The 18414-nt window shown below is 65.5% G+C and carries 18 protein-coding genes, 1 tRNA gene and 1 pseudogene; 9 read left to right on the top strand and 11 right to left on the bottom strand.

Translation table 11 applies throughout. From position 1 onward, the window contains the following. Positions 1-155 precede the first annotated feature (155 nt). On the top strand, positions 156-482 hold the full coding sequence (locus tag J6500_RS29940) for a VF_A0006 family four-cysteine protein (RefSeq protein ID WP_225716300.1): 327 nt from the start codon (positions 156-158) through the stop codon (positions 480-482). Between the two features lie 148 nt (positions 483-630). On the opposite strand, the gene J6500_RS29935 is transcribed toward J6500_RS29940, so the two are convergent. The 5 genes from J6500_RS29935 to J6500_RS29915 all read right to left on the bottom strand — a co-directional run bounded on the left by J6500_RS29935 (position 631) and on the right by J6500_RS29915 (position 4894). Next, positions 631-2283 carry a lysine--tRNA ligase gene (locus J6500_RS29935; protein ID WP_225716299.1) on the bottom strand — a complete coding sequence of 551 codons (1653 nt, stop codon included), beginning with the start codon at positions 2281-2283 and terminating at the stop codon, positions 631-633. A gap of 120 nt (positions 2284-2403) precedes the next feature. Further along, positions 2404-3396: an ABC transporter substrate-binding protein gene (locus J6500_RS29930; RefSeq protein ID WP_225716298.1), complete on the bottom strand. Its 993-nt coding sequence runs from the start codon at positions 3394-3396 to the stop codon at positions 2404-2406. 94 nt (positions 3397-3490) lie between these two features. Then, positions 3491-4081, bottom strand: a complete 591-nt coding sequence (locus tag J6500_RS29925) for an SCO family protein (RefSeq protein WP_225716297.1) — start codon at positions 4079-4081, stop codon at positions 3491-3493. Positions 4082-4099: 18 nt separating this feature from the next. Continuing rightward, a complete protein-coding gene (locus J6500_RS29920) occupies positions 4100-4333 on the bottom strand; it encodes a hypothetical protein (RefSeq protein ID WP_225716296.1) in 234 nt (77 codons plus the stop codon). A gap of 90 nt (positions 4334-4423) precedes the next feature. Next, positions 4424-4894 carry a hypothetical protein gene (locus J6500_RS29915; protein WP_225716295.1) on the bottom strand — a complete coding sequence of 157 codons (471 nt, stop codon included), beginning with the start codon at positions 4892-4894 and terminating at the stop codon, positions 4424-4426. A gap of 276 nt (positions 4895-5170) precedes the next feature. Between J6500_RS29915 and J6500_RS29910 the strand changes: the two genes are divergently transcribed. Further along, positions 5171-6829: an FAD-binding dehydrogenase gene (locus J6500_RS29910; protein WP_225716294.1), complete on the top strand. Its 1659-nt coding sequence runs from the start codon at positions 5171-5173 to the stop codon at positions 6827-6829. 130 nt (positions 6830-6959) lie between these two features. Here J6500_RS29910 and J6500_RS29905 read toward each other — a convergent pair whose 3' ends face one another. Continuing rightward, on the bottom strand, positions 6960-7313 hold the full coding sequence (locus J6500_RS29905; RefSeq protein ID WP_312018251.1) for a hypothetical protein: 354 nt from the start codon (positions 7311-7313) through the stop codon (positions 6960-6962). A 404-nt stretch (positions 7314-7717) separates the two neighbouring features. Between J6500_RS29905 and J6500_RS29900 the strand changes: the two genes are divergently transcribed. Continuing rightward, positions 7718-8068, top strand: a complete 351-nt coding sequence (locus tag J6500_RS29900; RefSeq protein WP_225716292.1) for a RidA family protein — start codon at positions 7718-7720, stop codon at positions 8066-8068. A 202-nt stretch (positions 8069-8270) separates the two neighbouring features. Here the strand turns inward: J6500_RS29900 and J6500_RS29895 are convergent, their stop codons facing one another. Further along, positions 8271-9350, bottom strand: coding sequence for an aromatic ring-hydroxylating dioxygenase subunit alpha (locus tag J6500_RS29895; protein WP_225716291.1), 1080 nt, complete (start codon positions 9348-9350; stop codon positions 8271-8273). A gap of 107 nt (positions 9351-9457) precedes the next feature. On the opposite strand from J6500_RS29895, the gene J6500_RS29890 reads away from it, so the two are divergent. From J6500_RS29890 to J6500_RS29875, 4 genes are all read left to right on the top strand, one after another. Then, positions 9458-10366 carry a LysR family transcriptional regulator gene (locus J6500_RS29890; RefSeq protein ID WP_225716290.1) on the top strand — a complete coding sequence of 303 codons (909 nt, stop codon included), beginning with the start codon at positions 9458-9460 and terminating at the stop codon, positions 10364-10366. Between the two features lie 106 nt (positions 10367-10472). Next, positions 10473-10835, top strand: a complete 363-nt coding sequence (locus J6500_RS29885; protein ID WP_225716289.1) for a nuclear transport factor 2 family protein — start codon at positions 10473-10475, stop codon at positions 10833-10835. Between the two features lie 203 nt (positions 10836-11038). Then, positions 11039-11833 carry a helix-turn-helix transcriptional regulator gene (locus tag J6500_RS29880; protein ID WP_225716288.1) on the top strand — a complete coding sequence of 265 codons (795 nt, stop codon included), beginning with the start codon at positions 11039-11041 and terminating at the stop codon, positions 11831-11833. An 87-nt stretch (positions 11834-11920) separates the two neighbouring features. Further along, complete coding sequence (locus J6500_RS29875; protein ID WP_225716287.1) at positions 11921-13090, top strand: cytochrome P450; 1170 nt, start codon at positions 11921-11923, stop codon at positions 13088-13090. Positions 13091-13318: 228 nt separating this feature from the next. Here the strand turns inward: J6500_RS29875 and J6500_RS29870 are convergent, their stop codons facing one another. The 4 genes from J6500_RS29870 to J6500_RS29855 all read right to left on the bottom strand — a co-directional run bounded on the left by J6500_RS29870 (position 13319) and on the right by J6500_RS29855 (position 17273). After that, positions 13319-14248, bottom strand: coding sequence for a dihydrodipicolinate synthase family protein (locus tag J6500_RS29870; protein WP_225716286.1), 930 nt, complete (start codon positions 14246-14248; stop codon positions 13319-13321). A 22-nt stretch (positions 14249-14270) separates the two neighbouring features. Continuing rightward, positions 14271-15437, bottom strand: coding sequence for an NADH:flavin oxidoreductase/NADH oxidase (locus J6500_RS29865; RefSeq protein WP_225716285.1), 1167 nt, complete (start codon positions 15435-15437; stop codon positions 14271-14273). A gap of 113 nt (positions 15438-15550) precedes the next feature. Next, a tRNA-Gly gene (locus tag J6500_RS29860) sits at positions 15551-15624 on the bottom strand. Between the two features lie 125 nt (positions 15625-15749). After that, positions 15750-17273 carry a glycosyltransferase family protein gene (locus J6500_RS29855; protein WP_225716284.1) on the bottom strand — a complete coding sequence of 508 codons (1524 nt, stop codon included), beginning with the start codon at positions 17271-17273 and terminating at the stop codon, positions 15750-15752. Positions 17274-17497: 224 nt separating this feature from the next. Between J6500_RS29855 and J6500_RS29850 the strand changes: the two genes are divergently transcribed. Continuing rightward, positions 17498-18076 carry a methylated-DNA--[protein]-cysteine S-methyltransferase gene (locus tag J6500_RS29850; RefSeq protein ID WP_225716283.1) on the top strand — a complete coding sequence of 193 codons (579 nt, stop codon included), beginning with the start codon at positions 17498-17500 and terminating at the stop codon, positions 18074-18076. A 9-nt stretch (positions 18077-18085) separates the two neighbouring features. Further along, a pseudogene (locus tag J6500_RS29845) lies at positions 18086-18414 on the top strand (AraC family transcriptional regulator); the annotation flags it as partial.

Raw genomic sequence — 18414 nt, 5'->3', positions numbered from 1 at the left:
CGCAATCCGCCGCCAAGCTCCGGTGAAATTGCCGGGGATCAGCTATCCGGATTTTGCGACGCTAAGCCGCAGCCGTAGGCCATCGATAGCCGATCAAGCTGGCGTCGACACGTATCTCCTATATGAGAGGCACGACTGAAATTTGGGAGCGGCTGATGTCTCGACAACCCCTGAAACGGTTCGCCAACCTGGCCACGATAGCCGCTGCAACGCTCATCTCGTCCGCAACGTCCCTGATGGCAGATTCCGCCTCGGAGCAGCAGGCGCGCTGCGAGCTGTCTGCAATCCGGGACACGAGAGCGGCCGTCGCGGTGCAGAGCATCCGTTCGGCCTGCAACTGGCTCGCGCTCAACGGCGGCTCCCTGCTGCACGAACGCAGCAAGGGTTACTACCTCTGTCTCATCAGGGAATTATCCGGTGTCCAGGGCAATCAGGCCGCCGAAGCGATCATCTCCGCCTGCCGCAGAACCAATCCGTTCTAGCAGCGTAGCTGTCCTCTCCCCCTGTGGGAGAGGGTGGACGCGATGCGCAGCATCGCGGACGGGCGAGGGGTATGTCTCCGCGGATAGAGACCCCTCATCCGTCGCGGACTGCGTCCGCGCCACCTTCTCCCATAAGGGGAGAAGAAGATTACGACGACCGCGCCAGTGCGCCGTCGATCATGTTGACCGCGTTCTGCACGCCGTAGACCGCGACGAACGAGCCGAAGCGCGGGCCCTTCTCCTGGCCGAGCAGCACCTGGTACAGCATGTTGAACCAGTCGAGCGAGACGCCCGGGCGGCCGTCCTTGCCCTTCTTCACCTGGTCGAGGAACGGCTCGCGGCGGCCGATCTCGTAGACCACGTTCTGGATGTCCTCCGCGCTCGCGCCGGCCGGCATGTTGGCCAGCGCATCGCGCAGGTCCTGCAGCGCGGCGCGCTCGCTCTCGGTCGGCTCGCGGAACTGCTTCGTCGGCGCCACGAAGTCGCGATAGTAGTTGATGGCGTAGCCGACCATCGCGTCCAGCTTCGGATGCGTCTGCGGCGTCACGCCCGGCCGGTAGCGGCCGATGAAGCCCCACAGCGTCTCGGCATTCTCCGCGTTCGACGACGACACCAGCGTCAGCAGCAGCTGGAACGTGACGGGCATGTCGGCCTGCGGCGGCTTGCCGGAATGGATGTGCCAGACCGGGTTCTGCAATTGCTGCCGAGCTTCCTGGCGCGAAAAACCGTCGAGGAACTGCTGGTACTCGTCGACATTGCGCGGGATGACATCGAAATACAGCCGCTTCGCCGCCTTCGGCTCGCGGTACATGAACAGCGACAGCGATTCCGGCGAGGCGTAGCGCAGCCATTCGTCGATGGTCAGGCCGTTGCCCTTCGACTTCGAGATCTTTTGGCCCTTCTCGTCGAGGAACAGCTCGTAGTTGAAGCCTTCCGGCGGCGTGCCGCCGAGCGCTGCGCAGATCTTGCCCGAGAGCTTGACCGAGTCGATCAGGTCCTTGCCGGCCATTTCGTAGTCGACGCCGAGGGCGTACCAGCGCATCGCCCAGTCCGGCTTCCATTGCAGCTTGCAATGGCCGCCGGTGACGGGAACGGTGACGCTCTCCTTGCTGTCGGGGTCTTCGTACGAGATCGTGCCGGCCTTGGCGTCATGCGCCGTGACCGGAACGTACAGCACCGCGCCGGTGCGCGGGCAGATCGGCAGGAACGGCGAATAGCTCGCCGCGCGCTCCTCGCGCAGCGACGGCAGCATGATCGCCATCACCTTCTCGATCCGCTCCAGCATGCGCAGCAGCGCGGCGTCGAACTTGCCGGAGGTGTAATAGTCGGTCGAGCTGGCGAACTCGTAATCGAAGCCGAACTGGTCGAGGAAGGCGCGCAGCCGCGCATTGTTGTGCGCGCCGAAGCTCGGATGGGTGCCGAACGGGTCCGGCACCTTGGTGAGCGGCTTGCCGAGGTTCTGCTCCAGCAACTCCTTGTTCGGCACGTTGTCGGGCACCTTGCGCAGGCCGTCCATGTCGTCGGAGAAGGCGAGCAGGCGAGTCTTGATCTTGTCTTCGGTGAGCACGCGGAAGGCGTGGCGCACCATCGTGGTACGCGCCACCTCGCCGAAGGTACCGATATGCGGCAGGCCCGACGGGCCATAGCCGGTCTCGAACAGCACCTCGTCTTTCGCATTGCCCTTGGGATTTTTCTTCAGCCGCGCCACAATCGCTTTGGCCTGTTCGAACGGCCAGGCGTTGGATTGTTCGGCAAGCGCGCGCAGGTCGCTCGGGCTGGCGGCAAGATCAATCACGGACATTTCTTCAGGCTCTCTCCAAAAGGGCGGCAAAACTAACGCCTTCGCGGCAAAATGCAAAACGACGGCAGGCTGTCACCATCTCCCTCGCCCTCGCTCTTGCGGGGAGAGTGAAGAGGCGGATCAAAACGGGCTGATCGAGAAGTACCGCAGCCACAGGTCGGTGAAGCGGCCTTTTTCCCAGATCCGGAACAGCGCCCAGTTCAACGATTGTCGCAGCAGGTCGTTGCCCTTGCGGACCGCGATCCCGACACCCTCGCCGAAATAGCGGCTCTCGACGAACGGGCCGCCGGAGAACGCGCAGCATTCGGCCGAATCGGTGCCGTTGATCCAGAACGCTAGCGAGATCGCGTCGCCGAAGATGAAATCGACCTCGCCGCGGCGCAGCGCCGCGCGCAGCGCATCGTCGTTCGGATAGGAATGGAGCTCGGCGTCGGTGAACATCGCCTTGAGGTAGGCCTCGTGCGAAGTGCCGCCGATCACGCCGACCTTCTTGCCCTCGAGATATTCCGGGCGGATCTCCGGTAGGACATTGTCACGCCGGGAAACGAAGCGCGCCGGCGCGCGGTAATAGGGATCGGTGAAATCGACCTTGGCGCGGAGCTGCGGCGTCACCGCCATCGAGGCGATGATCGCATCGCCCCGGTTGGTGGCGAGCGCATCGACCAGGGTCTCGAAGCGGCGCATCTGGATGGTGCAGGTGACCTTGATCTCGTCGCAGAGCGCACGCGCCAGATCGACGTTGAAGCCGGCCGGATTGCCGTCGGGGCCGGCGAAGTTGAACGGCGGATAATCGGTCTCGGTCAGGAAGCGGATCACGGTGAGCCGCGACAAATCCGGCCGCTCGGGCCGGCGCCGCGGGTCCCAGAAACCCGGCACCGCCTGCGGCGCGGCCTGGGCGGCGGGCTTCGGCGGGATCTGCGTCGGCGGCGCCGCCGCTGCGGGCGGCGCTGCCGGAACCGGAGGCGCCGGTGCCGGGCTTGCGGACGGGGCCGGAGCGGGCGTCTGCGCAGTTGCTGAGACGCCCGTGACCAGCAGTGCAGCCACGATCAGCCCCGCGGCCAAATGGCGCTGGCGCGAGCGGACGGCGGGGGATCGGGCGGACTGAATGGGCATAAACCAGCAATTTCAAGGAAATTGAACGGCCTTATAGACCATCCGGCGCTTGGCGCGAGCGCCGATTGGGTTAATTCTGCCCTCGAGAAGGGAATCAGAGATACCGTTTGAGGTCGGTCGCCGCCTCCTGGGGCGTGCGCTTCAGGTTGAACGGCGAAACGAAATTGCCGTCGCGGTCCATCAGATAGATCAGCGCTGTGTGGTCCATCGTGTAGTCGCCATCCTTCAGCGGCACCTTCTTGGCGTAGACGCGATAGGCCGACAGCACCTTGGCGATCGCGGCGGGATCGCCGGTCAGGCCCTTCAAATGCGGATCGAAGCTGGAGAGATAGTCCTTCATCGCGGACTGGGTGTCACGCTCGGGATCAACAGAGACGAAATAGGCGTTCACACGGTCCGCATCCTTGCCCATCGCCTTCAAAACCTCGGAGATTTCGAACAGCGAGGTCGGGCAGACGTCGGGGCAATGGGTGAAGCCGAAGAAGATCAGCGTCGGCTTGCCCTTCAGATCCTTCTCGGTGACGGCCTGGCCGCTCTGGTCGGTGAGCTGGAACGGGCCGCCGATCGCCGAGGGCGCGGCGACGGTGCGCAGGCCGCCGACCAGCCACAGCGTGATGAACAGGCCGACCGCAAGACTGGCGGCGAAGGCGGCGAAGATCACCAGTGGGCGGGCGGTCCGGGGCATGATGGCAATACGTCCTTGTCAGAAGCAGGCGGAGACGCCGGCGGCGATCATCTCGAAGAAGACCGCGGTCCCGTAGTGGAACCAGAGCGCGGCGGCGGCAAGCAGGGCGAGCCCGCCGACGCCGGCAGCGCCCCACAGAATCGCAGATGTTAGCCGGCCCTGCGCCGGAGCGGCGACACCATGGGGCTGGGCGGAGATCGGCTGAACCATGGCGCTGAGATAGGCCGGGTTCCCGCTGCCGGCAAGCATCATGGTCGCCGCAGGCCGTCAAATCATGGCGAGGACGTCCGGGATAAGCGCCGCCATGTTCACACCGGCGGCGCGCCGGCGCGCGGCCGGCGCTCAGCGCGAGGGCGGTTTGTTCGCCGAGGCCTGGGCGTCGTAGAAGCACGGCCGGTAGAGCGCCTGCAGTTGCTTGCCGCGCAGGAAGATCATCCGCCGGGTCAGGCCGCCGCGCGCCGTGATCCATTTCCGTACCGCCGGTGGATACATCAGATAGAGCATGTGGGTGGCTTCGGGATTGGTGATGGCGCGGCCGTCATCGCCGTAGTCCCAGGCGGCATGGAAGCCGAGCGTGGCATGCGAGGTGACGCAGATCCGGTCGTGCGGAACCTTGCCGAGCACGATGGTGCAGGCCGAGGCGCAGAGCCCGTCGATGATTACGGTCTCGCCCGAGGTGCGCAGGTCTTGAAATCGGTCGACGTAGGTTCCGATTTTGCCGCCGCGATCGTCGGCGATCCTGACCACAGCTTGCGACGCCCCCATTCCCGCCAGCAGCAGCACCGCAGCGAGCAACCCCGTCATCAACTTCATTTGGCCAGCCCCAGTCGAAACCGAATCTGTTTGTCTTGTGATGCAAGATGGGCGTCAGCGTGTTGCGAGACCGGATTTTTGTCCAGACGAGCGAAGCCGGTCAAAACAAATTCAAATTGGGTGTTGCGCGCGCGCTGCAGTGACTTGTTGAAAGGTCCCAAACTGGAACAACATGCCGCAACCGCTTGAGGCCGCGCCGCCACAGGCAAGCGCCATTCAGCGTTGACCACGCGCGGCGGCGTGTCTTGAATCGCTGCTTGTCTGGGGGGACATCAAATGGCTGACGATGCAGATGTGATCGTGGTTGGCGCGGGGCTCGCGGGTCTGGTCGCCGCAACCGAGATCGCCGACGCCGGCAAGCGCGTCATCGTGCTCGACCAGGAGGGGGAACAGAGCCTCGGCGGCCAGGCATTCTGGTCGTTCGGCGGATTGTTCCTGGTTGATTCGCCGGAACAGCGCCGGCTCGGCATCAAGGACTCGTTCGAGCTCGCGCTGCAGGACTGGATGGGCACCGCGGGCTTCGACCGCGAGGAGGACCATTGGCCGCGCCAATGGGCCGAGGCGTATGTCGCTTTTGCCGCCGGAGAGAAGCGCGACTGGCTGCGCGCGATGGGTCACCGTATCTTTCCGGTGGTCGGCTGGGCCGAACGCGGCGGCTATGACGCGATGGGCCACGGCAATTCGGTGCCGCGCTTCCACGTCACCTGGGGCACCGGCCCCGGCATCGTCGAACCGTTCGAGCGGCGGGCGCGCGAGGCCGCGAAGAGCGGACGGCTGGTCTTCAAGTTCCGCCATCGCGTCGATGCGCTCAGCGTCAGCAACGGCGCGGTCGACGGCGTCAGCGGGGCGATCCTGGAACCTGACAGCGTCGAGCGCGGCAAGAGCTCTTCCCGCAACATCGTCGGCGATTTCGCACTTCGCGCACAGGCGGTGATCGTCGCCTCCGGCGGCATCGGCGGCAACCATGATCTGGTGCGGCAGAACTGGCCGCAGCGGCTCGGCGCGCCGCCGAAATTCATGATCTCCGGGGTGCCCGAGCATGTCGATGGCCGCATGATCGGCATCACCGAAGCCGCCGGCGCGCGTCTGATCAACCGCGACCGGATGTGGCACTATGTCGAGGGCATCCAGAACTGGAATCCGATCTGGCCGCGCCACGGCATCAGGATCCTGCCCGGGCCGTCGTCGCTGTGGTTCGACGCATCAGGCAAGCGGCTGCCGGCGCCGCTGTTTCCGGGCTCGGACACGCTCGGACAACTGCACTACATCATGAGCACCGGCCACGATTATTCCTGGTTCATCCTGACCCAGAGCATCATCAAGAAGGAGTTCGCACTGTCGGGCTCCGAGCAGAACCCGGATCTGACCGGCAAGAGCTGGCGCATGACGATCAAGCGCGCCACCAACAAGGGCGCGCCGGCGCCGGTGGAGGCGTTCAAGCAGCACGGCGTCGACTTCATCGTGCGCGACAATCTCGCCGATCTCGTCAGTGCCATGAACAAGCTCGCCGGCAGCGACCTGTTGAAACTCGACCACATCAAGGCGCAGATCGAGGCGCGCGACCGCGAGATCAGCAATCCCTATGTCAAGGATGCGCAGGTGATGAACCTGCATAACGCACGCCGCTATATCGGCGACAAACTGATCCGCACCGCCAAGCCGCACCGTATCCTCGATCCCGAGCACGGCCCGCTGATCGCGGTGAAGCTCAACATCCTGACCCGCAAGACGCTCGGCGGCTTCGAGACCGACCTGGACTCGCGCGTGTTCGGCAATGATCACCAGATCATCCGCGGCCTCTATGCCGCGGGCGAAGCCGCCGGCTTCGGCGGCGGCGGCGTGCACGGCTATCGCTCGCTGGAAGGCACCTTCCTCGGCGGCTGCCTGTTCTCGGGCCGGAATGCGGGACGAGCGGCGGCGAGGGCGGTGGGATAGAGCATGAGCCGGAAAAGTGTGAAGCGGTTTTCCGAAAAGATCATGCTCGAATAAAGAGCTAAAGCGCGATGACGATCTCATCGCGCGTTAGTCGGAGCCCGCCGGGTCCTCTTGTCGAGTCCGTATGTCGTCAGGCCGTTTTGGTGAAAAGCGTCAGGACGCCGTTGGTGAGATTGACTGCGACGACTTGTGCCGAGCTCATGCCCTTCGCCTTGAGCGCCGATACGGCTTCCTTGGACCCGTCGATAGAACCGCGCAGCCGCCGCAGATCGTCCTCGCTCGCCTTTGCGACGACAGCCTCGATCTTTGACCGGACCTCGGGCTGCAGTTCCTTGACGTCGACGATCTGTATGCTCCGGATGGCGGTGGACTCTTCTGGCTGAGCCTGCGGCGGCGTCTTCGGTTGCGTTCCCTGCATTTGCGCCCAAGCAGGTGTTCCAAGCGAGAGCGCAGCAGCGATGACCGTTGCCGTAGAGATGCGCATGAGCATTCCTTTGGTTGATTGCCCCCAACCTCCCGACAACGAACCTTGCTTGCGTAAGGTTCCGGCCGGAACGCCACTCTCTCGACGCGTGCAGCATGGAAGGGACGGGACCGTTGCAGGGGGGCGCCACCAAAATGGAGAAAACAACCCCATGCAAAGGAGCCGGCGGTGACCGACGTTCGAAAATAGCGGGTTGACATGTCGGGCAACTCAGGGGCACTATTCCAATATTCCGAAATTGCGCAACGCCTCTCGGCTGGCTGAATTTGCCACGGCGACCAGCCGCCGATTGAATCCTGCGCGCGTTCTTCCGGCAATTTCCGTGAGATACGGCTGCAAAATGCGCAGTGGCGGGGACCGCTTCGCCGCGCTAGAGAGTGCCCGCCATTCAAGTGGAGAACCAAATGAGCATTCAGCGTTTCGAAACCGGCCCGCGCATGAGCCAGGTCGTCGTGCACGGCAACACCGTCTATCTTGCCGGCGTCGTCGCCGGCAAGGCTGCCGGTGGCAGCGTCACGGAGCAGACCAAGGACATCCTGTCGATCATCGACGGCCATCTGGCCAAGGCGGGCACCGACAAGTCGAAGCTGCTCAGCGCCAACATCTACATCACCGACATGAAGACGTTCCCCGAGATGAACGCGGCGTGGGACGCCTGGGTCTCGCCGGGCAACACGCCGGCCCGCGCCACCGTCGAGGCCAAGCTCGCGGCTCCGCAGTACAATGTCGAGATCATGGTGGTCGCGGCGAAGTAACCGCGATCAGCCTTGTTACCGTGCGAACGGCGCGGCAGCCGAGAGCAGCCGCGCCGTTCGTCATTCTGTTTGAGCATGATATCCGCGGAACCAGCCTCGTAGCCCGGATGCAGCGAAGCGCAATCCGGGATAGTCTCTCGCGGAAACGGCCCCGGATTCGCTTCGCTGCATCCGGGCTACGTAGTGCGCTTCAATTCAATCTCTACGCAGCGCGTGCGGTGCCCTTCTCCGCCTCGATCTTCCGCGCGAACAGCCAGCGGAAATAGGTCAGCGGCGCGTCAGCGCCGATGGCGAGCAGCTGATAGTCCGGATCGGCGTCGAACACCCGCTGCTGCGCCTCGATGATGTCCTTGTCCTCGTTGAAGCCTTCCTCGAGGGAATGCCGCAGCGACAGCGCGATGTTCGGGTTGTCGATGTCGAAATCATGCAAATAGTTCCAGAAGAAGTGCGTCGTCGAACGCGTTTCCGGCGTCATGAACTGCGCGTTGCGATAGGACCGCGTGCCGGGGACCTGGACGCCCTTCTCGACACCCTGTCCCGCCGGCGCGAAGGTGGTGTCGAGCGTGAAGATGCCGGGCACGATCATGCGGCCGATGTTGCGGCGGTCGACCTTGTCGGTTTTGTTTGCGATCACCTTCTTGTGGTAGGGCGGCGGTTCGGCGCCCATGTGCCAGCGCTCGACCCGAAAACCGTCATCCAGCTTCTCGATCGCGACCGGCTTGGTCTTGTAGGCGTATTCCTCCGAGCCGCCGAGCGTGTTGGTATGAACGAAGGCGAGATGGGCGAAGTCGCTGAGATTGTCGACGATCAACAGCCAATTGGCCTTGTAGTGCATATAGCCGGGCAGCCCGCGCCATTTCGGATCGGCGAGCGGCGGATAGTCGAGGATCAGTTTCGGATCGGCCTTCTCGGGATCGCCGGTCCAGATGAAGATCAGATTGTAGCGCTCGACCACGGGATAGCTGCGCACGCCGAGCTTGGCGGGAATGACGTCCTGGCCCGGAATCTGGATGCACTTACCGTCGGCGGCGAACTTCATGCCGTGATACATGCACCTGATGTCGTCGCCCTCGATCCGTCCCATCGAGAGCGGTGCGGCGCGATGGCAGCAGCGATCGTCGAGCGCAACCACCTGTCCGCTGGCGCCGCGATAGAGCACGATCGGGCGCTCCAGGATGGTGCGCGCTACCATCTTGCCGTCGATCAGCTCGTGATTCCACGCCGCCACATACCAGGTGTTGCGCAGGAAAATTCCGTCGTGGTCAGCCAAGTTACCTGCCATGTCACCCTCCCGATGCGAATGTTGGTTGCAGCGAGGTTAGGTGATTGCGGCCGCCCGGATAATCCGATTTGGCTGGACACACTGTACCGCTGGATGGACAATCGGCCATGGAGTGGCGCGATTGGGAGCTGTTTTGCGAGGTTGTCGAGCATGGCGGCTTCACCGCGGCCGCGCGGGTGCTCGGCCATCCCAAATCCAGCCTCAGTGCTGCGGTGCAACGGCTGGAAGCCAATCTCGGACTGCGGCTGATCGAGCGCACCACGCGGCACCTGCGCCTGACCGATTCCGGCGAGACCATCTATCGCAAGGTGCGGCCGCTGTTCGCCGCGCTGCACGACACCCACAGCGAGGCGCTGGCGATGAGCAGCGCGGTCGCCGGCACCTTGCGCATCAAGGCGCCGTACGAATTCGGCGCGCATCACGCTGGGCCGGTGGCTTGCGCGGTGATGAGCCGCTATCCGGAGCTGTCGATCCGGATCGATGTCGAGCACGACATCGTCAATCCGGTCGCCGAGAATTACGACATCGTGTTCGCGATGCTGGAGGCGCCGCTGCCGTCGGCCGGCATCGTGATCCGCCGCGTCTTCACCCTCGAGCGCGGCCTGTTCGCGGCGCCGGCGCTGCTCGAGAAGCTTGGCGAACCGCGCACGCTGGACGAACTGCGAAAACTGCCGCTGCTGACCGGGCCCAGCGATCCGCCCTGGGCGATCACCGCGCCCGGCGGCGCCGTCGCGCATCTTGCCGTCGACCGCGCGCGCCTCGCCTCATCGAACGCCCATGTCCGCCTGCAGGCCGCGTTCGCCGGCCACGGCGTGCTGCGGGTCACGGCGGCCTATGCGCGCGTCGCGGTGGCCGCCGGCGAGCTGCGGCGGTTGCTGCCGGATCACACCTGCGAGCCGCTCAACGTCCATGCGCTGCTGCCGGCGCGGCAATTCGTCCCGGCGAAGGTGCGCTGCTTCCTCGATGCGATGGAGGCGCATGCGCGGGGCGATCCGGAGGCCTATATCAAGCCGTAGGCTGCATCACCGCATCGCGATGACGTGCGAGGTAATCGTTTCCACGGCGCGAACCTTCGATAGTCGTGCCAGCCGAACCATCCGGCAGCATCGAAGGAGAACGATCATGACCGACCACGCAACCATTGCCCGCCGCTACATCGAGCTCTGGAACGAGCGGACGCCGAGCCGGCGCCGCGAGATGCTGAGCGAGAACTGGACCGCCGATGCGCGCTATGTCGACCCGCTGATGAGCGGCGACGGCCATGACGGCGTCGACGCGCTGATCGCCGGCGTGCAGCAGAAGTTTCCCGACTTCTCGTTCAAGCTGCTCGGCGAGCCAAACGGCTTCGGCGACCACGTCCGCTTCTCCTGGGGCCTCGGCCCCGACGGCGCCGACAGCCCGATCAAGGGCACCGATTTCGCGGTGCTGAAGGACGGCCGGATCAGGAGCATCACCGGCTTCCTCGACCAGGTGCCGGGCGCCTGAAGGCAGAAACTCCGCGCCACCAACACTCCTCTCGTCATTCCGGGGCGCGCGTAGCGCGAGCCCGGAATCCATCGGGCCGCACGCTCTGTGGTTAAATGGATTCCGGGCTCGACGCTCACGCGTCGCCCCGGAATGACGACGGGTAAGCTGCTTCCACACCGGCGGTGTCGCTGCTAGTCTTCCCGAAACACGGGGAGGACACCATGAAGGCACAGGCCTTCACGACTGATGTCGTCAGCGACATCACGCCGGCGCTGCTGGCGATCGGACGCGACGGTTTTCCGCAGGCCCTGATCGGCGCGCTGCGCCGGGTCGCCGATGTCGGCCACTGCATGGTATTCTCGTTCGCGGGCCCGCGCTCCGCCGCATGCCTGCTCGATGCCGGCAACATCCCGACCGGGCGCGACCTCGGCATCGCCTATTCCGAGCATTTTCACCAGGCCGACCCGAACCGCGATGCGGTGTTCGAGGGCCAGGCGCGCCTCGCGCCGATCGTGCTGCCGACCTTCGCCCGCCGCATGTACAGCGACAGCTACCGCAAGATCTTCTTCGACGATTCCGATATCGTCGACAAATTCGCGTCCGCGATCTGGACCGGTGACACCTGCTTCTATGTCAATTTCTACCGCATCACCGCGCAGGGCCGCTTCACCCGCGACCAGATCGCGCGCTTGACCGCGGTCGCGCCCGCCGTCAGCGCCGCCGTGGCGCGGCACTTTCAGCACGACCCCGCGCCGGACAGCGATCCGATGGACCGGCTCAAGAATGTGATCGAAACGGCGGCGCCGTTCGCCCTCCTGACCGGACGCGAAAAGCAGGTGTGCCTGCGCATCCTCTCCGGCCTCAGCTCGGAAGCGATCGCGGCCGAGCTCGGCATCGGCCTGCATTCGACCCTCACCTATCGCAAGCGGGCCTATGACAAGCTCGGCATCGCCTCGCAGAACGAGCTGTTCGCGATCGCGCTGCGGCTGGTGGCCTCGTCGCGGCCGCTGAACTGACCGGGGCATCATCCGACCTGTCCCAAGGCGTGGGGACAGAAAGAAGCGGCTGACTGGACTATCCTGCGGCGAGACAAAGGACCAGCCGTGAGCACCGCACCCCGTTTCGAGATCGACGTCGCCGCCTTCTGGCAGGACCCCTATCCGGCACTGGCGCGGATGCGCAAGGAGGCGCCGATCGCCTTCGTGCCGCAGCTCGGCAGCACCCTCTTGTGCAGCCGCGACGACATCTTCGTCTCAGAGAAGCAGATCGACGTGTTCTCGTCGCACCAGCCCGAAGGCCTCATGAACAAGCTGATGGGTCACAACATGATGCGCAAGGACGGCGATGCGCATATGAACGAGCGCAAGGCGATCTTCCCCGCAATCTCGCCGAAGACGGTGCGGTCGCACTGGACCGCGCAATTCGCCGGACATGCGCGGCGCATCCTCGATGAACTGAAGCCCGACGGCGTGGTCGATTTCGTGCAGGCCTTCGCGCTGCCGTTCTCGGCCGAGTGCCTGAAATCGATCACCGGCCTCACCAACATGCGTTTCCAGGACATGAATGCCTGGTCGCAGGGCATGATCGACGGCATCGCCAACTATGTCGGCGATCCCGCCATCGAGGCGCGCTGCAATGCCGCGACCTCGGGGATCGATGCCGCGATCGACGATATGGTGCCGGTGCTACGCAAAACGCCCGACCTCAGCCTGCTCGGCGTGATGCTGCAATCGAGCATGCCGATGGAGAGCGTGCGCGCCAACATCAAGCTGGCGATCTCAGGCGGCCAGAACGAGCCGCGCGATGCAATCGCCGGCACGGTGTGGGCGCTGCTGACGCATCCCGACCAGCTTGAGCTTGCGACCAGCGGTGCGATCCCGTGGCTGCAGGTGTTCGAGGAATACGCCCGCTGGATCTCGCCGATCGGGATGTCGCCGCGGCGGATCGCAAAACCCTGGACCATCCGCGACATCGCGTTCGAGCCCAACGAGCGCGTGTTCCTGATGTTCGGTTCGGCCAACCGCGACGAGAAGCATTTCGACAGGCCGGACGCCTTCGACGTGCGCCGCGACGCCAGCAAGAGCATCGCATTCGGCGCCGGCCCGCATTTCTGCGCCGGCGCCTGGGCCTCGCGCGCTATGGTCGCCGACGTCGCGCTGCCGCTGATCTTCACGCGGCTGAAGAACTTGCGCCTGGTCGAGAGCAAGCCGCCGCGGATCGGCGGCTGGGCGTTCCGCGGGCTATTGGATCTGCCGGTGACGTGGGACGCGTAGAGCCAAGCTTACATCGAATCGGGCAACGGGGTCCGGTTCACCTCGCCCCGCTTGCGGGGAGAGGTCGGATTGCATCAAAGATGCAATCCGGGTGAGGGGGAGTCTCCGCGAACTCGTCTTTCACCCAATTTGCGGAAAAAGCCTCTCACCCCAACCCTCTCCCCGTAAGAACGGGGCGAGGGAGCGCCGCGCCGTCGCGATCGTATCGGACCTCAATCTCCTCGCGCTTCAGCGGCCCCAGCGCAGCACGACCGGATCGATCGACTTCGCGATCTCGATCAGACCGGCGCGCGTCGCCGGGTGCAGTGGCTGCAACGGGTGGCGCACCATGTCGGACTTGATGACGCCGCCTTCGCGCATCAGCACCTTGCAGGCCGACAGGCCGCATTGCCGGTTCTCGTAGTTGATCAGCGGCAACCAGCGCGCATAGGCGGCCATCGCCTCATCGCGCTTGCCGGCGAAGAACGGATCCATGATCTGGCGGATGCCGTCGGGATAGCCGCCGCCGGTCATCGCGCCGGTGGCGCCGGCGTCGAGATCGGCCATCAGCGTGATCGCCTCCTCGCCGTCCCACGGGCCCTCGATCACGCTGCCGCCCTTCTCGATCAGGCCGCGCAGCTTCGCGGCCGCCATCGGCACCTCGATCTTGAAATACCTGACATTGGCGAGCTCCTTGGCCATCCGCGCCAGGAAATCGACCGAGAGCGGAGTGCCCGCCACCGGCGCATCCTGGATCATGATCGGGATGCCGATCGCGTCCGACACCGTGCGAAAGAATTCATAGATGCCGGGCTCAGGGACGCGGAACGTGGCGCCGTGATAGGGCGGCATGATCATCACCATCGCGGCGCCGGCCGCCTCCGCCTGGCGGCTGCGCGCGGCGCATACCGCGGAGGAGAAATGCGTCGTGGTGACGATGACGGGAATGCGGCCCGCGACATGCTCGAGCACCGCATGCATCACGGTCTCGCGCTCGGCATCGGTCAGCACGAACTGCTCGGAGAAGTTGGCGAGGATGCAGATGCCGTGCGAGCCGGCATCGATCATGAAGTCGATGCAGCGGCGCTGCCCGTCGAGATCGAGATTGCCGCTGGCGTCGAAGATGGTCGGAGCGACCGGGAAGACGCCGCGATAGGGGCGCTGTGCCTGTGATGTCATGTCGAACCTCGCTTGCGACGAACTAAACCTTGCGGAACGGCAGCGGCGGGCCGTCGAGTTTGCGCAGGCCCGGCTCGCGCCGCTCCAGCCACCAGCCATACTGCTTCGGCCAGGACGCGAACACCTCGCCGCTTCCGCCGCCGAGCGCAAGCTCGGCATGCAGCGGCCAGTTCGGATCGAACAGCGCCTCGCGCCCGATCGCGACCAGGTCGGCATGGCCGTTCGCCAGCACGTCCTCGGCCTGCTGCGGATGCAGGATCAGGCCGACCGCGATGGTGGCGACTTCGGCGGAACGGCGGATTTCATCGGCATAGGGCACCTGAAAACCGTAGCCGCGCGGGATGCGGGCGGCGGTCGCCGAGCCAAGCAGCCCGCCGGAGGAACAGTCGATCAGATCGACGCCGCGCGCCTTGGCTTCGCGCGCGAACGCGATCTGGTCCTGGAGCTGCAGCCCGCCATCGATGCCGTCGACCGATGAAATCCGCACCGAGAGCGGCCGCTCCGCAGGCCAGGCCGCGCGCACGGTTTCGATGATCTCGAGCGGATAGCGCATCCGCCCGGCGCGGTCGCCGCCATAGGCGTCGCTGCGTCGGTTCGACAGCGGCGACAGGAACTCATGCAGGAGGTAGCCGTGCGCGCAATGCACTTCGGCGAATTCGAAGCCGGCCTCCACCGCGCGCAGCGTGGCGCGACGCCACTGCTCGCGCAATTCGGCCAGCTCGGCGGCTTCCAGCGCGTGCGGCGTCAGCCAGCCTTCGTCCATCGCGATCGCACTCGGCGCGACGGTTCGCCACGGCAGATCGCCGCGGGCATGATCGGCCGCGTCGAGCGCGGCGTTGCCATACCAGGGCCGCTGCATGCTGGCCTTGCGGCCGGCATGCGCGAGCTGGATCGAGGGCACGGCGCCGTTGTCCTTGAGGAAGGCCGCGATGCGCTTGAGCGGGGCGATTTGCGCGTCGTTCCAGATCCCGACGTCGCCATGGGTGATGCGCCCCTCGGCCGTGACCGCCGCCGCCTCGACCATCACCAGCCCGGCGCCGCCTTGCGCGAACTTGCCGAGATGCACGAGGTGCCAATCATTGGCGAGCCCGTCGATCGCCGAATACTGGCACATCGGCGAGATCAGGATGCGGTTGCGGGAGGTCACGCCGCGAAGCGTGATCGGCTGGAACAGAAGCGGCTGCGACATCGGGACCTTGCGGAAGCGTGGAGAAATGGCCGCGGCAAGCTAGGCGGCCAGCCGCATCATCGCAAGCTTTGCAACAGCGCATGCGGTGCGATCCGGATGCATGGAAGGAGCGATGGAGCGGGCGAAGGGAATCGAACCCTCGTATGCAGCTTGGGAAGCTGCCGTTCTACCATTGAACTACGCCCGCGATCACGATCGCTTAGGCCGATCTCACCGACGCGACCTTGCCGGACCATAGCCCGGCCCGAGGCGGCGGATCAAGCGGGCATTGATCCGATCACGCGAGATTGGTCCTGACGGCTCCTTGCGCCGCTAATAGTTGAGCCGTCCGAGCACATCATTCATGGCGAAGGGCACTGCTGCCGGCGTGGCATCGCAGGTGCCGGCGCGCGCGTAGATACAGGCGGTGGCGTTGCCGACCGCATCACAATCGCGCCGCGAATAATCCGGCGGAAGCTCGGCCACCGAATCCGCGCGCACGAGGATGCGGTTGAAGGCCGGGCTCGCCGACCGGACGGCGGCCGGCATGCGCTGCTTCGCCAACGGATCGGCGGGCTGAACCGCGTAGAGCGGCGCCGGGCCGGTCAGCCGCTCCCGCCCCGGCAGCAGATGGAAGGGCACGTTGTAGAGCGCGAGACCGCACAGCTGCGGATCGCCGCGCAGAGCGGCGGCCAGTCGCGCGGCGCCGATGCCGCGCATCCAATGGTCGCGCATCGGCTCGCTCGCGCCGGCCAGCGCGACCGAGAGCAGCGCCCAGCCGCCGGCGGCCGCCGGTAACGCCCATGGCCGCCACGCGCGCCTTGCGCGCAGCGACTGCACCCAATCGGACGAGCCCAGCGCCGCCAGAATCATCAGCAGCACCACCGACAGGAAAATGAAGCGGTATTCCTTGTGCGCGATCAGGCTGTGAAACAGGATATCGGTGAGCGCCATCGCCAGCAGCAGCGGCGCATGCCGCCAGCCGCGCCAGATCGCCGCGATGAGCAGCACGATCGCGACCGACCAGGTGATCCAGAAGCTCGAGAGATAGGTGATCATCGGCGACACGCCGAATTCGGCGGCGCGATCGTGCAGCAGGTTCTGCTCGATATTGGCGACCAGCCAGCCGAACGGCACCGCGCCATGCGCGAGGTCGATCACGGCGGCGAGCAGCAGCGCGATGATTCCGCCAGCGATCGTCGGAATCAGATTCCGCCAGTCGCGCCAGCAGACGCCGACGACAAGGACGGCGGTGGCCGGCGCATATTGGAAGCGGCAGACGAAGGCAAATGCCAGCAAGGCGCCGCCGGCGAGCAGGCGCATTCGCGACGGACGATCGGTCAGCAGCAAAGCTGCCGGCACGATCAGCGCCGTCGCCAGCGATTCGCTCAGCGTGTGCGGCGCGAACATCACGATCTCGAACCAGATCGCCGCGACGAACGCCGCAACGATGGCGTGAAGGCGCGAGACCCGCGCGCCGAACAACCAGGCACTGATCACGATCGAGAGCGAAGCGAGCGCGGCGGCGAGACGCGGCACCACGAATGCCCCGCTGCCGTCGGGCGCCATCCAGTCACCCAGCGCGACCGGCCCCGCCATCAGCGTCGGCAGGAACCAGCCGCGAATGCCGTAGCGCCATTCCCACGTGACGATGCCGTCATGACCCAGCGTCCGCCAGGCCGGCTCGAGGTACTGGAAGATTTCGTCGGGATGGATGGTGTTGGGCCAGAACGCGAGCGGAAGGCGCAGCGCCAGCGCCAGCGCCAGCAGCAGGATCAGTGTGAGCGGATGAATCCGCGTGGCCGCAAGGCTGATCCTGCCGGCGCGTCCGGGCGATGGATCGGCGCTCGTTCTCATCACTGTTCCGCCGGCCGTATCGGGGAGCACGCTGGCTTCGGGGAGCGGCATGGCACTGACGGATAGTGCCCAAGGCTTAAGATACATGCCTGCTTTTGTGATGCGTGACTGCCATCACATGCCAAAGCGCCCGCAACGGCCGCGACATGCTTAACCAACCGTCAAGATTTCGGATGCGCGCGGTGACCAGGATGTTATGATCCTTGCAGGGGTTGGTGGCGTTCATGGCGGGGCGTGGGTACACCATTTTCGACACGGCGATCGGCCGATGCGGCATTGCATGGGGCGAACTCGGCGTGGTCGGCGTGCAACTTCCCGAGCTTCGCGAGATCGAGACCCGCAAGCGGCTGTTCCAGCTCTACCCCGATGCGCGCGAGATGCGGCCGCCTGAAGATATCGAGATGGCAATCGACGGCATTGCCACGACACTGCGCGGCGGCGACGGCGATCTGTCCGGTGTTACGCTCGACATGACCGGCATCCCGGCCTTCAACCAGCGCGTCTACCAGTTTGCCCGCAGCATTCCGCGCGGCGAGACCCGCAGCTATGCCGAGGCGGCCAGCGCCTTGCGGGCCTCCGGCGCAATCTATTCGGTGGCGCAGGCGCTCGCCCGCAATCCCTTCATGATCATCGTGCCCTGCCATCGCGTGCTGGAGGCCGGCCATTATGCCGACCGGATCTCGCCGCATGGCGGCAGCGTCTCGCGGCGGCGGCTGCTCTCGATCGAGGGCGCGCCGCCGAGCGCCAGCAAGACGCTGTTCGACGCGCTGCTGTCCGTTGCGCCGCCGCGGCCGCATCCCTAAATCCAGCGCATGAACCGAACCACGCTGCTGCAGCGCGATCGCATCACCGTGAACGAGTTTCGCTGCACTGCGGAGCCCGGCGACAAGCCGTTCGCCGAACAGTTCGACTGCCATTCGGTGTCCTATGTCCGCAGCGGCAGCTTCGGCTGCCATTGCCGCGGCCGCTTCCATGAGCTGGTGGCGGGCTCGATGCTGATCGGCCATCCCGGCGACGAATACACCTGCACCCATGACCATGTGGTCGGCGACGTCTGCCTGTCGTTCTTCCTCGATCCGGAGCTGGTGGAGACGATCGGCGACCGCGCCGCGGTCTGGCAGGTCGGCTCGGTGCCGCCGTT

Origin of the sequence: Bradyrhizobium semiaridum (genome assembly GCF_020329505.1) — a bacterium.
GTDB classification, from domain to species: Bacteria; Pseudomonadota; Alphaproteobacteria; order Rhizobiales; family Xanthobacteraceae; genus Bradyrhizobium; species Bradyrhizobium semiaridum.
Note: the sequence above shows the minus strand (reverse complement) of the source record. Positions and strands in the feature narration are given on the sequence as shown.

What these genes read in the sequence shown, in the direction of transcription:
- J6500_RS29885 (WP_225716289.1), top strand. Translation starts at nt 10,473, where the DNA reads ATGACCGACCACGCAACCATTGCCCGCCGCTACATCGAGCTCTGGAAC.
- J6500_RS29940 (WP_225716300.1), top strand. Translation starts at nt 156, where the DNA reads ATGTCTCGACAACCCCTGAAACGGTTCGCCAACCTGGCCACGATAGCC.
- J6500_RS29850 (WP_225716283.1), top strand. Translation starts at nt 17,498, where the DNA reads ATGGCGGGGCGTGGGTACACCATTTTCGACACGGCGATCGGCCGATGC.
- J6500_RS29865 (WP_225716285.1), bottom strand. Translation starts at nt 15,437, where the DNA reads ATGTCGCAGCCGCTTCTGTTCCAGCCGATCACGCTTCGCGGCGTGACC.
- J6500_RS29890 (WP_225716290.1), top strand. Translation starts at nt 9,458, where the DNA reads ATGGAGTGGCGCGATTGGGAGCTGTTTTGCGAGGTTGTCGAGCATGGC.
- J6500_RS29915 (WP_225716295.1), bottom strand. Translation starts at nt 4,894, where the DNA reads ATGAAGTTGATGACGGGGTTGCTCGCTGCGGTGCTGCTGCTGGCGGGA.
- J6500_RS29935 (WP_225716299.1), bottom strand. Translation starts at nt 2,283, where the DNA reads ATGTCCGTGATTGATCTTGCCGCCAGCCCGAGCGACCTGCGCGCGCTT.
- J6500_RS29895 (WP_225716291.1), bottom strand. Translation starts at nt 9,350, where the DNA reads ATGGCAGGTAACTTGGCTGACCACGACGGAATTTTCCTGCGCAACACC.
- J6500_RS29930 (WP_225716298.1), bottom strand. Translation starts at nt 3,396, where the DNA reads ATGCCCATTCAGTCCGCCCGATCCCCCGCCGTCCGCTCGCGCCAGCGC.
- J6500_RS29925 (WP_225716297.1), bottom strand. Translation starts at nt 4,081, where the DNA reads ATGCCCCGGACCGCCCGCCCACTGGTGATCTTCGCCGCCTTCGCCGCC.
- J6500_RS29920 (WP_225716296.1), bottom strand. Translation starts at nt 4,333, where the DNA reads ATGATGCTTGCCGGCAGCGGGAACCCGGCCTATCTCAGCGCCATGGTT.
- J6500_RS29905 (WP_312018251.1), bottom strand. Translation starts at nt 7,313, where the DNA reads ATGCGCATCTCTACGGCAACGGTCATCGCTGCTGCGCTCTCGCTTGGA.
- J6500_RS29880 (WP_225716288.1), top strand. Translation starts at nt 11,039, where the DNA reads ATGAAGGCACAGGCCTTCACGACTGATGTCGTCAGCGACATCACGCCG.
- J6500_RS29855 (WP_225716284.1), bottom strand. Translation starts at nt 17,273, where the DNA reads ATGAGAACGAGCGCCGATCCATCGCCCGGACGCGCCGGCAGGATCAGC.
- J6500_RS29900 (WP_225716292.1), top strand. Translation starts at nt 7,718, where the DNA reads ATGAGCATTCAGCGTTTCGAAACCGGCCCGCGCATGAGCCAGGTCGTC.
- J6500_RS29910 (WP_225716294.1), top strand. Translation starts at nt 5,171, where the DNA reads ATGGCTGACGATGCAGATGTGATCGTGGTTGGCGCGGGGCTCGCGGGT.
- J6500_RS29870 (WP_225716286.1), bottom strand. Translation starts at nt 14,248, where the DNA reads ATGACATCACAGGCACAGCGCCCCTATCGCGGCGTCTTCCCGGTCGCT.